The sequence below is a fragment of the Streptomyces sp. NPDC003379 genome (genome assembly GCF_053589195.1).
Window position 1 is genome coordinate 45,337 of sequence record NZ_JBSFRK010000031.1, and the last position, 12,413, is coordinate 57,749.

The following is a 12,413-nucleotide window of genomic DNA, read 5'->3' on the forward strand; positions in this document are numbered from 1 at the left end:
TCCCCGCTGTCCCCCCGGACCGCCCGTCGCCCTTCACCCACCGTTCCCCGGAGGCCTCCCGCCGTGACCAAGCCGCCCTTCACGCACCTGCACGTCCACACGCAGTACTCGCTTCTGGACGGTGCCGCGCGGCTCAAGGACATGTTCAACGCGTGCAATGAGATGGGCATGACGCATATCGCGATGTCCGATCACGGGAACCTGCACGGTGCGTACGACTTCTTCCATTCGGCGCAGAAGGCGGGCGTGACGCCGATCATCGGGATCGAGGCGTATGTGGCGCCGGAGTCGCGCAGGAACAAGCGGAAGATCCAGTGGGGCCAGCCGCATCAGAAGCGTGATGACGTGTCGGGTTCGGGTGGTTATACCCACAAGACGATCTGGGCGGCGAACAGCACGGGGCTGCACAATCTGTTCCGGCTCTCCTCGGACGCGTATGCGGAGGGCTGGCTGCAGAAGTGGCCGCGTATGGACAAGGAGACGATCTCGCAGTGGTCGGAGGGCCTGATCGCCTCCACCGGCTGTCCCTCGGGTGAGCTTCAGACGCGGCTTCGGCTCGGGCAGTTCGACGAGGCGGTGAAGGCGGCCGCCGAGTACCAGGACATCTTCGGCAAGGACCGGTATTTCCTGGAGCTGATGGATCACGGCATCGACATCGAGCGCCGGGTCCGTGACGATCTGCTGCGGGTCGGCAAGAAGCTGGGCATTCCGCCGCTGGTGACGAATGACTCGCATTACACGTACGCGCATGAGTCGACCGCCCATGACGCGCTGCTGTGCATCCAGACCGGCAAGAACCTCTCGGACCCGGACCGCTTCCGCTTCGACGGGACGGGTTATTACCTGAAGTCGACCGATGAGATGTACGCGATCGACTCCTCGGACGCGTGGCAGGAGGGCTGCCGCAACACGCTGCTCGTCGCGGAGCAGGTCGACACCACGGGGATGTTCGAGAAGCGCGACCTGATGCCGAAGTTCGACATCCCCGAGGGCTTCACGGAGGTCACCTGGTTCCAGGAGGAAGTCCGTCGCGGCATGGAGCGCCGCTACCCGGGCGGCGTCCCCGAGGACCGCCAGAAGCAGGCCGAGTACGAGATGGACATCATCATCCAGATGGGGTTCCCGGGGTACTTCCTGGTCGTCGCGGACTTCATCATGTGGGCCAAGAACAACGGCATCGCGGTCGGCCCCGGCCGAGGCTCCGCGGCCGGTTCGATCGTGGCGTACGCCATGGGCATCACCGACCTCGACCCGATCACGCACGGCCTGATCTTCGAGCGGTTCCTCAACCCCGAGCGCGTGTCCATGCCCGACGTCGACATCGACTTCGACGAGCGCAGGCGCGTGGAGGTCATCCGGTATGTGACGGAGAAGTACGGCGCCGACAAGGTCGCCATGATCGGGACGTACGGAAAGATCAAGGCGAAGAACGCCATCAAGGACTCCGCGCGCGTGCTCGGATATCCGTACGCGATGGGCGACCGCCTCACCAAGGCGATGCCCGCCGACGTCCTCGGCAAGGGCATCGACCTCTCCGGCATCACCGACCCCAAGCACCCGCGCTACAGCGAGGCGGGCGAGATCCGGGGGATGTACGAGAACGAGCCGGACGTGAAGAAGGTCATCGACACCGCCAAGGGTGTGGAGGGCCTGGTCCGGCAGATGGGTGTGCACGCGGCCGGCGTGATCATGTCCAGCGAGCCGATCGTCGACCACGCGCCGCTCTGGACGCGGCACACGGACGGCGTGACGATCACGCAGTGGGACTACCCCCAGTGCGAGTCGCTCGGCCTGCTCAAGATGGACTTCCTGGGCCTGCGCAACCTGACCATCATGGACGACGCCGTCAAGATGGTGAAGGCCAACAAGGGCATCGACCTGGAGATGCTCTCGCTCCCGCTGGACGACCCGAAGACCTTCGAACTGCTCTGCCGCGGTGAGACGCTCGGCGTCTTCCAGTTCGACGGCGGCCCCATGCGCTCGCTGCTTCGCCAGATGCAGCCCGACAACTTCGAGGACATCTCCGCCGTCTCGGCCCTCTACCGGCCGGGCCCGATGGGCATGAACTCGCACACGAACTACGCCGAGCGCAAGAACGGCCGCCAGGAGATCACGCCGATCCACCCGGAGCTCGAAGAGCCCCTGAAGGAGACGCTGGGCCTCACCTACGGCCTGATCGTGTACCAGGAGCAGGTGCAGAAGGCCGCGCAGATCGTCGCGGGCTACAGCCTCGGCGAGGCCGACATCCTGCGCCGCGTGATGGGCAAGAAGAAGCCCGAGGAGCTGGAGAAGAACTTCGTCCTCTTCCAGGCGGGCGCCCGGAAGAACGGCTACTCCGACGCGGCGATCCAGGCCCTGTGGGACGTCCTGGTCCCCTTCGCCGGGTACGCGTTCAACAAGGCGCACTCCTCCGCGTACGGCCTGGTCACCTACTGGACCGCCTATCTGAAGGCGAACTACCCGGCCGAGTACATGGCCGCGCTGCTCACCTCGGTGAAGGACGACAAGGACAAGTCGGCCGTCTACCTCAACGAGTGCCGGCGCATGGGCATCAAGGTGCTCCCGCCGAACGTGAACGAGTCCGTGCACAACTTCGCCGCCCAGGGCGACGACGTGATCCTCTTCGGCCTGGAGGCCGTCCGCAACGTCGGTACGAACGTGGTGGAGTCGATCATCAGGTCGCGGAAGGCGAAGGGGAAGTTCACCTCCTTCCCCGACTACCTCGACAAGGTCGAGGCGACCGCCTGCAACAAGCGCACCACCGAGTCGCTGATCAAGGCGGGCGCGTTCGACACGATGGGGCACACCCGCAAGGGACTGACCGCGCAGTACGAGCCGATGATCGACAACGTCGTCGCGGTCAAGCGGAAGGAAGCCGAGGGCCAGTTCGACCTCTTCGGCGGGATGGGCGACGAGAGCGGTGGCGACGAGCCGGGCTTCGGGCTCGACGTGGAGTTCTCCGAGGACGAGTGGGAGAAGACCTATCTGCTCGCCCAGGAGCGGGAGATGCTCGGTCTGTACGTCTCCGACCACCCGCTCTTCGGCCTGGAGCACGTGCTCTCGGACAAGGCCGACGCGGGCATCGGGCAGCTCACCGGCGGTGACTTCTCCGACGGCTCGGTCGTCACCATCGGCGGCATCATCTCTGGCCTCCAGCGCAAGATGACCAAGCAGGGCAACGCCTGGGCCATCGCCACCGTCGAGGACCTCGCCGGTTCCATCGAGTGCATGTTCTTCCCCGCGACGTACCAGCTGGTGTCGACCCAACTCGTCGAGGACGCGGTGGTCTTCGTCAAGGGGCGCCTCGACAAGCGCGAGGACGTGCCCCGGCTCGTCGCCATGGAGCTCCAGGTCCCCGACCTGTCGAACGCGGGCACCAACGCGCCCGTGGTGATCACGATCCCGACCGTCAAGGTGAGCCCGCCGATGGTCACCCGCCTCGGCGAGGTCCTCAGCCACCACCGGGGCAACAGCGAGGTGCGGATCAAGCTCCAGGGGGCGCAGAAGACCACGGTGCTGCGGCTCGACCGGCACCGCGTGAAGCCGGACCCGGCGCTCTTCGGCGACCTGAAGGTGCTGCTCGGCCCGTCCTGCCTGGCGGGATGAAGCAGAGGCACAGAGCTGAAGTAAGCAAGGCACAGAGGGGCGCACCCGGTTCGGGTGCGCCCCTCATGTGTGCCTCAATGTGCGTCAGTTGTGACCGAAGCGACGCTGCTGCTTACGGGCAACATCGGCGGGGCTGCCCTGAGCGTGCGACTCCATCGGCGACTGGGCCTCGGTGGCGGCCTGCTTGGCCTGCTCCGATGCCCGTTCGGCCGCCGAGGCGCGGTTCTCCTGGCTGCCCTGCCTGCGATTCTTGTTCTTGGCCATGGTGATCTTCCTCCTGAGGGGGATCTGGGGGCCATGACGCGATCAGATTCACATAAGCCGACAAAGAGCGCATTTCGGGCAATTACCGTGCGTGATAGGACCTGTACGCAAGTGATGCGCCGATGCGCCACGCCGAAGATCGAGTTCCGGCCGTTAACCTCCGCCAGGTCGGGCAGACTCGAAGCAAACCCGACGCGGCCCCGCACCCGCACCCCTGATTCGTATCCGTCACAGGGTGTGTTCGCGGGCCTTCGAGGGAACGTCCAGGAACCTCCGGGCACTTTTCAGGAACGTCCGCCGAAGGCCGGAGAACCTCCAGGGAAAGAGGGTGGATCGCGTGGACCGCTGCATCGTCCTGGTAGATGCCGGGTATCTGCTGGGTGCCGCCGCGAGTCTCCTCGCGGGCGAACCGTCCAGATCCCGGATCACCGTCGATCACACCGCCCTGATCCAGGGCCTGCGCGAGCGCGCGGAATCCGACACCGAGCGCCCCCTGCTGCGCATCTACTGGTTTGACGGGGCCCCCGACCGCGTACCGCAGCCCGAGCACCGGCGGCTGCGCGTCATGCCGCGCGTCACGGTCCGGCTCGGCGCCCTGACCCGCAGCGACGGGCGGTGGGCGCAGAAGGGCGTGGACGCCGCGATGCACGCCGAGCTGACCGAGCTGGCCCGCAACCGCGCCTGCTCCGACATCGTGCTCGTCACCGGCGACGGGGATCTGCTGCCCGGCATGATGGCCGCCAAGGAACACGGCGTCGCCGTCCACCTCTGGGCCGTGCAGGCCGCCGACGGCGACTACAACCAGTCGGAGGACCTCGTCGCCGAGGCCGACGAGCGGCGTGTGCTCGACCGCGCGTGGATCACCAAGGCCGTACGCCCCAAGGAACTCACCGGCATCTGCGCGCCGCCGCCCGTACCGCGCCCCGAGATCGCCGCGATCCTCTCCGCGCCGCTCCCGGAGTCCGCGCTCGCCGCCGCCGCCCAGCGCGCCGAGGAAGAGGCCGCCCCCTCCCGGCACGCCGACGCCGCGACCAACGGCCGCGAGGCCGGCGAGCACCGCGGCCCCGCGAACAAGGGCGTGCCGACCCCCAAGGACCTCGCCGCCCTGCGCGGCCCCGGCGCCCAGACCACCCATCACCCCACGAACGCGACGCTGCGCTGGTCCTCCGACAAGGGCTGGGTCGAACGGCCCGGCGGCGCGCCCGAGAGCCCCGAGGCCGCCGCCCTGCCCACCCTCGCCCAGCTGACGACGGCCGAGCAGCGCTGGGCGGACCGGGAGGAGGACATCACCACCGTCGGCGGTGACCCTTTTGAGGTCGGGCAGGTGTTCGCCCGGCGGTGGATGGCGCGCCTTCCCGAGCAGCACAACCTGCAGAAGCTGTCGACGATGTACCCCCGCATCCCGCACCGCATCGACGGCGAGCTGCTGCGCTACGCGGCACGCTTCGGCCTGCTCGCCCACAAGGACGACCAGATCGACGAGCACGACCGGTACGCGATCCGGGCCGGCTTCTGGCGGGAGGTCGATGTGCGGACGGCCGCCGAGCACGTGCCCGCGGGGGACCGGGCAGGTGACTGAGACGGGGCGTACGAGGCGCCCCGGGCGTCGTCCGCGCCCGTGGACCCCGTAGTCTCGTCCTTCGTGAGTACGCGCCCGGCACCGGCAGTCCGACAGGGACTCCGTCAGGAACACGGCAGCGACGCCGTCTGCGCGGTGCGCGACCTGGTCAAGACCTATCCCGCCGCCCGCGGCAGACGCGGCAGGCCCGCGACGCCCGAGATCCGCGCCACCGACGGCATCTGCCTGACGGTCCGGCGCGGGGAGATCTTCGGGCTGCTCGGCCCCAACGGCGCCGGCAAGTCCACCCTCGTACGCCAGCTGACCGGCCTGATGCGGCCCGACAGCGGCGGCGTCGACATCCTCGGGCACGACATCGTGCGCCACCCCGAGCGGGCCGCGCGGATCCTCGCCTACCTCGGGCAGGAGTCCACCGCGCTCGACGAGCTGACCGTGTCGCTCGCCGTCGAGACGACCGGACGGCTGCGCGGGCTCGACCTGCGCCGGGCGCGAGGGGAGCGGGACGCGGTCCTTGAGGAACTGGGACTCACTGCGCTTGCCTCGCGGCCGCTGAAGAAGCTTTCCGGGGGCCAGCGCAGGCTCGCCTGCTTCGCCACCGCGCTGGTGGGGGAGCGGCCGCTGCTCGTCCTGGACGAACCCACCACCGGGATGGACCCCGTCGCGCGGCGTGCCGTGTGGGCGGCGATCGACTGGCGCCGGGCCGAGCGCGGGACGACCGTGCTGCTCGTCACGCACAACGTCATCGAGGCGGAGACCGTGCTCGACCGGGTCGCCGTGCTCGACCAGGGGCGGGTCATCGCCTGCGACAGTCCGGCCGGGCTCAAGGAACAGGTGGCGGACGAGGTGCGGGTGGAGCTGGTGTGGCGGGAGCGGGCGCCGCTCGGCGTCCCTGAAGTGGCCGCGCTCCGCTCCCTTGCCGTCGAGTCGGGGCGGCGGTGGTCTCTGCGGCTCGCGCCCGATGAGGCGCGCGCGGCCGTCGCGGCGGTTACCGGCGGGGCCGCCTTCGCCGCGCTGGACGACTTCACGCTGGCCACGCCCAGTCTGGAGGACGTTTATCTTGCGTTGGGCGGGAGTGGGCGGGGGCTGGTGAAGGCGTGAGCGTTCCTGGGGGCAGTGGTGTGCGTACAGACCGGTACCTGAGCAGGAAGGACGTTCGGTGAGCGCGGTTCCTTTGGAGGCCGCCGTGCGGGCCGACAGCGTGCACGCGGAGCAGGACGTCGAGGGCCCCGCGGCGCTCGGGCCACGGGCCCGGCTGTTCCCGGCGCTCTCCGCCGTCTACCGCGCCCAGCTCTCCCGCGCGCGGGTCGCCCGGATACCGCTGCTCTTCGTGGCGACCTTCCAGTCCGTCGGGATCATGATCCTGATGCGTGGCGTCGTCGACGGCGGCGGGGAGGCGCGGGCGGTCGTCGCCGGGTCCTCCGTGCTCGTCGTCGCGTTCGTCGCGCTCAATCTGCTCGCGCAGTACTTCGGGCAGCTCCGCGCCGACGGCGGCCTCGACCACTACGCCACGCTGCCCGTGCCGCCCGCCGCCGTGGTGCTGGGCGCCGCCGCCGCGTACGCCTCCTTCACGGTGCCCGGCACCGTCGTGACGGCGATCGTCGGATGCGGGCTCTTCGGGCTTCCGCTCACCCACCTGTGGGTGCTCCTCGCGGTGATCCCGCTGGCCGGCGCCGCCCTCGCGGGGCTCGGCGCCGCCCTCGGGCTGCTCGCGCCGCGACCCGAACTGGCCACGCTGCTCGGCCAGATGGGCATGTCGGCGGCGCTGCTGCTCGGCGTGCTCCCGGCCGACCGTATGCCGCCCCTCCTGCAGTACGCGCGTGACCTGCTGCCGTCCACGTACGGAGTGGAGGCGTTCGCTCATACGTTCGGGCCGGATCCCGACTGGGCCGTCGTCGCCCTCGACCTCGCGGTCTGCGCGGGGGTGGGCGTCGCCTCGCTCACCGTCGCCACCTGGGCGTACCGCCGGGCGGCCGTCCGGTGACGCGCCGCACAGGCAGTACTGGCACGATGTGTGGGTGACCGCACCGCTGACACCCTCCCAACCGCCGCACGACCGATCCTCGAACGACCCCTGGCAGGTACCCGCGCAGCCGTCCGGAGCGATGCCTCCGCACGGCCACGAGGAGGACGGGCCCGGCATGAAGAAGGAACTGCTGCAGGCCGCAGCGATCATGGTCGTGGTGGCTCTCAGTGGCTTGGTGCTCGGTGCGCTGTGGATCTGGCTGGCGCCGCGCATCCCGCTCATCTCGGACGGCGAGGCGGTGTACCTCAAGGACACCGAGGGCGAACAGGCGATCGGTGTCGACGGAACGTTCACTCTGCTCGCGCTCGGCTTCGGCGCCGTCAGCGGCGTGGTCGCCTTCCTGGTGCGCAGGAGCGGCGGCATCGCACTGGTCGCCGGGCTCGCGCTCGGCAGCCTGCTGGGCGCCCTGCTGGCCTGGAAGGCCGGGGGCATGCTCGGCCCCGACACGGACGTCGTCGCGCACGCCAAGGCCGTCGGCAAGGGCGTGGTCTTCAACGCGCCCCTGGAACTCAAGGCCAAGGGCACGCTCCTCGCCTGGCCGGTGGCCGCGCTGGCCGTGCACCTCGGCCTCACCGCGCTGTTCGGGCCGCGCGACCCCGAGCCGTACCCGGTGCCCTACGGCGAGCCTTACGGGGGGCCGCACGGGGAGCCCCGCGACGTTTAGGCGGGGCGCTTTCCGTGGTTGGCCTTGCGCTTCTTCGCCCGCCACTTCCGCATGCGCGTCTTCTTCGACATGCCCTGGGTTCTTAGTGCCGCCCCGCGCAGGTGTCGAGGGCACTTTCACGTCGTACGAGAACGAGGGCGGTGTCGGGGGCGGGGCCGTCGGCGGTGGGCAGGGTCACGTCCTGCCGATCGGCGCCAGCACCGCCCCCGTCAGCTCCGCCAAGTCGCCCGGCGCCAGCTCCACCTCCAGGCCCCGGCGCCCCGCCGAGACGCAGATCGTGGCGTGCGCCGACGCCGAGTCGTCCAGGACCGTCCGCAGCTTCTTGCGCTGGCCGAGCGGGGAGATGCCGCCCCGTACATAGCCCGTGGTGCGCTCGGCGGCCGCCGGGTCGGCCAGCGCGGCGCGCTTTCCGGAGACCGCGGCGGCCAGCGCCTTCAGGTCCAGGGAGCCCGCGACCGGCACGACGGCGACCGTCAGCTCGCCGTCGACCTCGGCGACCAGCGTCTTGAAGACCCGGTCGGGGGAGACGCCCATGGCCTGCGCGGCCTCCTCGCCGTACGAGGGATGGGCGGGGTCGTGCTCGTAGGCGTGGACCGTGAAGGTGGCGCCCGCCGCGGTGAGCGCCACCGTCGCCGGAGTCCCGGCCGCCTGCTGCTTCCTCTGCTTCTTCGCCAAGGTGCTCGCCTTACGTGCTCGGGGCATGCGTCAGTTGAGGCTGGTCGTCCCGCGCGTCAGGTCCGTCGCGGGCAGCGACGGCAGATTACGGATGATCGCGGTCTCGGTGCGCAGCAGTTTCAGCTCGTCCCGCAGCCGCGACACGGTGTCCGGCGCCTCCAGGAGCTGCTGCTTGGTCGGGGTGTCCAGGACGGCCGCCGCGGCGACCAGGTACGACACCACGGACGGCTCGTCCGGCAGCTCCGCCCCCGTCGCCAGCGAGCGCTCCCGCGCCCCGGCCAGCCGCTTCTGGTAGGCGCGGAAGGCGCGCAGGACACCTTCGGCGAGCGCGCCCGCGCCCTCGCCCGGCTCCTCCGGCACCTCCTCGACCTCCGCGGTGAGGAAGGCGCCCGAGGCGTCGACGGAGCGGATCCGTACCCGCGCCGTGCCGGTGGCGAGGACCTCGAAGCCGCCGTCGGCGCGCTCCCTGATCGTCGCCGCGTCCGCCACGCAGCCCATGGTGTGGAAGGCCTTCAGCGGGTCGTCGCCGAAGCCCGCGGCGGGGCCCTGCTCGGGCGGCGCCGTCGGGTCGGGGAGGCCGGGCGCGCTCGGCGCCACCTCGGAGCCGTCGCGGATGGCGACGACGGCGAACTGGCGCTGCTCCTCCTCGGGGGTCTTGAGCAGTTCGCGCATCATGGCGCGATATCGCTCCTCGAAGACGTTCAGCGGCAGGACGAGGCCGGGGAACAGCACCGAGTTGAGCGGAAAGAGCGGAAGCCGGATGGTCACGACCGGCAAGCCTAATGCTCGTCGGAGCGCACGCGTCCGCGCGGCGGCCGCAGCGGGGTCATCGACGCCACTTCGATGCGTATGCCGTCGCGCAGTTCCAGGAACTGGCCCAGCGGATCGTCGGCCATCCGGTCCCAGGGGAAGGACGTCGCGTACGGGCCGATGAGGCGCAGCTGTTCGAGGGCGTCGTCCCAGCGTTCCAGGCGGACCAGGACGTACGTGAGGAGGTTGCGGACCTCGGCGGGCCACGGGTCGCAGGGCCCGTACTCCCGGGAGAGGCCGATCGCGAGGTCGGCCGCCGCGTCCAGCCGCTCGCGCGGCACACTCCCCGACGGACTGGTGAGGTAGGCGAACGCGGCCCGCGCCGGAAGCACCTGTATCAGCGAGCCGGGCAGCGCGTCCGAGGCGGCGCGCTCGGCGAAGTCGAAGCACTCGCGGTGCGAGCCGTACCAGGCGGCCGACAGGTACTGGAGGGCGGAGGCATGGCAGCCGTAGTGGTACGAGGAGCGGCGCACCGCCTCCTCCCACAGCTGTTCGAAGACGGTGTGCGAGGCGTGGGTGCCGCGGGCGTGGTCCAGGGCGATCCGCCAGGGCACCGGGTCACGCGGGTCGGCCTCGGCGGCGGCGGTGAGCAGCGGGCTCATCTCGCGCAGCAGCTCGGCGCGGGCCGGTGACTCCCAGCCGCGGACGACCGCCAGCTCGGCCTTGACGAGCAGGGCGTCCGGGTCGTGCGGGGACGCGCCGAGCCAGTCGTCGAACCACTCGGAGCGGGAGCGGGCGAAGGCGGCGAGCCGGGTGGTGTAGCGGTCGCGGTTCTCCCACTCGGCGGCCTCGCGGGTGGTGGCGAGCAGCTTGGCCGCCGGGCCGTGGTCGCCGCGGCCCGCGGCGACGAGCGCGGGGGCGAGCCGCTCGTCGGGCACGTCGAGGAGTACCTCGTCGTCCGGCGGCAGCCCGGCGGCGAGCCGCGGGGTGTGCCGGACCATGCGGGCGGTACGGATGAAGGCACGCAGCACCGTGCCCTCCTTTGCGCCTCAACCGGCGTCGCGCTCGCGCGGGTGCCGGTTACCGTCGTGGTTGCTCAATTGTTCGTTGCGCAGGGAGGACGGTCAAAGGGTGGCGAAGGTTGCCCGCGGCCGGATAACGGTTCAGCCGCGGGCCCCGCCCGGGAGGTGGCGGACGTCAGTTGCGCCGCAGCAGCCGCGTCGCGCCCGCCGCCACCGTCGTCGCAAGGACCCAACCGAGCAGGATCAGCGCGGTCGAGAACCACTGCCAGCCGCCGCCCAGCTGCCAGTAGCTGTCCTGGCCGAGGTTGATCACGGGCAGCAGCAGGTCGAGGGAGAAGAGCGCCGGGTTCCAGTTGGGGTGCTCGCCCGGTTTGATCGCCGGGTGTTCCGCGTGCGAGAACGCCACCGCGCTGATCGCCCACAGCACGGCCATCCAGACCGCCGCCCGGCCAGGCCGGTAGCCGTACGCGACCGTCCAGTCCTGCGCGTACCCCCACAGCTTCGCCGCCAGCGGCAGCGTCTCGCGGCGCCTGCGCTGCTTGGCGAGGAGGACCTCGCGGGCGTCGGCGTCCTCGCCGCCCTCACGGAGCACGGCGGCCAGCTTCTCGTACGGCTCGGGGCTGTACTCGGCGGTCGCCGCCGCCACCCAGCTCAGCCGCCGGGAGAGCGGGAAGCTGCCTTGCGGGACGAGGTTCTCGTAGCTGAAACCGCCCATCTGCAGGCCGCCGGGGCCGGGCCAGCTGGCCGCCCTGTCGATGAGGTTGACGACCTTGGCGCCGGACAGGACGACCTTGCCGAGCCGCGGCGCCTCGCCGAGGAAGCGCAGCTCGGGCGTCTGGACGCGGCGCAGCGAGATCTCCTGGTCGTGTCGGAGCCTGAAGCGGGCCTGCGCGAAGTCGATGGCGTCACCGAAGCGGCCGTCGTCGAGACGGATGCCGCCCTCGCACTCGAAGCGCTGCACACGGGTGCCGCGCGCCGGCGTCGTGCCGCTGGTCTGCGGCGGATTGCCGGCGGCGGCCGGGGTCAGATACAGCGTGCGCTCGACGGTCAGCTGCGGGGCGTTGAGCGCGTACCGCCCGTACTGGTTGATCAGCCGGCTGCCGCGCAGGCTCAGCGAGACGCCGATCTTCGCGCCGCGCAGGCTCAGCTCGCCGTGCGACTCCATCATCTCGGCCTGGAGGTCCTGGCCGACGGTGAGGCCGTCACCGGTGATCGAGCGGCCGCGCCGGTCGCGGTAGACCACCGCCTGGTTCAGGAGCAGGTCGGTGCCGATCTGGGCGTCGGTGAGGCGGATGCCGTTGTGGACCCGGCAGCGCGGCAGGTGCAGATCGCCCTCCGTGTGCAGCCGGGCCGCCTCCAGGCGCGGGATCGAGCAGTCGACGAGCCGCAGCGTGGCGAAGCGGGACTCGGGCAGGAGTACTTCCTTCTCGAAGCGGCAGTGCTTCATCTCGGTGTACGGGACGACGGTCCCGCCCGCGAGATCGAGCCCGTCGGTGATCTGTACGCCCGCCAGCTTCAGCGAGGAGACGCGGCCCGCCAGCGCGGGCGGCCCGTCGAGCAGCAGCCAGCACACGATGCGCCCCCGCACGCTGCGCTCGGGACCCCAGGGATGCCCGCCGTGCGGATCGTCCGCCGCGGCGTCGCCCGACCTGAGGTCGTAGACGCTGCCGTTGCGGAAGGCCTGCCACATGCCGATCTCCGCGGCGGTCAGCCCGTCCGGCGGGTCACCGGCGGCGGAGTCGTCGACCACTGCTTCCATCCTCTTCGTCGCAATGTACTGATGCGTCGTACACCCGTTTCATGCCCGCTGTGTGACCGGCTGAACGCTCA

The 12,413-nt window shown here is 70.8% G+C and carries 10 protein-coding genes; 5 read left to right on the forward strand and 5 right to left on the reverse strand.

The window, feature by feature from the left end; translation table 11 throughout:
* Window positions 1-63 precede the first annotated feature (63 nt).
* Complete coding sequence (gene dnaE, locus ACWDVB_RS27165) at window positions 64-3,606, forward strand: DNA polymerase III subunit alpha (protein WP_451517962.1); 3,543 nt, start codon at window positions 64-66, stop codon at window positions 3,604-3,606.
* Window positions 3,607-3,690: 84 nt separating this feature from the next.
* Here dnaE and ACWDVB_RS27170 read toward each other — a convergent pair whose 3' ends face one another.
* Window positions 3,691-3,870, reverse strand: a complete 180-nt coding sequence (locus tag ACWDVB_RS27170; protein WP_451517961.1) for a hypothetical protein — start codon at window positions 3,868-3,870, stop codon at window positions 3,691-3,693.
* A 337-nt stretch (window positions 3,871-4,207) separates the two neighbouring features.
* Here ACWDVB_RS27170 and ACWDVB_RS27175 point away from each other — a divergent pair, with 337 nt between their 5' ends.
* From ACWDVB_RS27175 to ACWDVB_RS27190, 4 genes are all read left to right on the forward strand, one after another.
* A complete protein-coding gene (locus tag ACWDVB_RS27175) occupies window positions 4,208-5,449 on the forward strand; it encodes an NYN domain-containing protein (protein ID WP_451517960.1) in 1,242 nt (413 codons plus the stop codon).
* A gap of 63 nt (window positions 5,450-5,512) precedes the next feature.
* Complete coding sequence (locus ACWDVB_RS27180; RefSeq protein WP_451517959.1) at window positions 5,513-6,547, forward strand: ABC transporter ATP-binding protein; 1,035 nt, start codon at window positions 5,513-5,515, stop codon at window positions 6,545-6,547.
* A 73-nt stretch (window positions 6,548-6,620) separates the two neighbouring features.
* Window positions 6,621-7,430 (forward strand): ABC transporter permease, encoded by an 810-nt coding sequence (locus tag ACWDVB_RS27185; RefSeq protein ID WP_451517976.1) that lies wholly within the window; start codon window positions 6,621-6,623, stop codon window positions 7,428-7,430.
* A gap of 34 nt (window positions 7,431-7,464) precedes the next feature.
* A complete protein-coding gene (locus ACWDVB_RS27190) occupies window positions 7,465-8,136 on the forward strand; it encodes a DUF2567 domain-containing protein (RefSeq protein ID WP_451517958.1) in 672 nt (223 codons plus the stop codon).
* A gap of 174 nt (window positions 8,137-8,310) precedes the next feature.
* On the opposite strand, the gene ybaK is transcribed toward ACWDVB_RS27190, so the two are convergent.
* From ybaK to ACWDVB_RS27210, 4 genes are all read right to left on the reverse strand, one after another.
* Complete coding sequence (ybaK, locus tag ACWDVB_RS27195; RefSeq protein WP_451517957.1) at window positions 8,311-8,811, reverse strand: Cys-tRNA(Pro) deacylase; 501 nt, start codon at window positions 8,809-8,811, stop codon at window positions 8,311-8,313.
* Window positions 8,812-8,841: 30 nt separating this feature from the next.
* Entirely contained in the window at window positions 8,842-9,588 is a 747-nt protein-coding gene (locus ACWDVB_RS27200) for an LON peptidase substrate-binding domain-containing protein (protein WP_451517956.1), read from the reverse strand.
* Window positions 9,589-9,590: 2 nt separating this feature from the next.
* A complete protein-coding gene (locus ACWDVB_RS27205) occupies window positions 9,591-10,562 on the reverse strand; it encodes a hypothetical protein (protein ID WP_451517975.1) in 972 nt (323 codons plus the stop codon).
* Window positions 10,563-10,758: 196 nt separating this feature from the next.
* Entirely contained in the window at window positions 10,759-12,273 is a 1,515-nt protein-coding gene (locus ACWDVB_RS27210; RefSeq protein ID WP_451611999.1) for an oxidoreductase, read from the reverse strand.
* Window positions 12,274-12,413 lie beyond the last annotated feature (140 nt).

Coding starts and splice junctions, on each gene's coding strand:
- ACWDVB_RS27170 (WP_451517961.1), bottom strand. CDS start 3,870: ATGGCCAAGAACAAGAATCGCAGGCAGGGCAGCCAGGAGAACCGCGCC.
- ACWDVB_RS27205 (WP_451517975.1), bottom strand. CDS start 10,562: ATGGTCCGGCACACCCCGCGGCTCGCCGCCGGGCTGCCGCCGGACGAC.
- ACWDVB_RS27210 (WP_451611999.1), bottom strand. CDS start 12,273: ATGTGGCAGGCCTTCCGCAACGGCAGCGTCTACGACCTCAGGTCGGGC.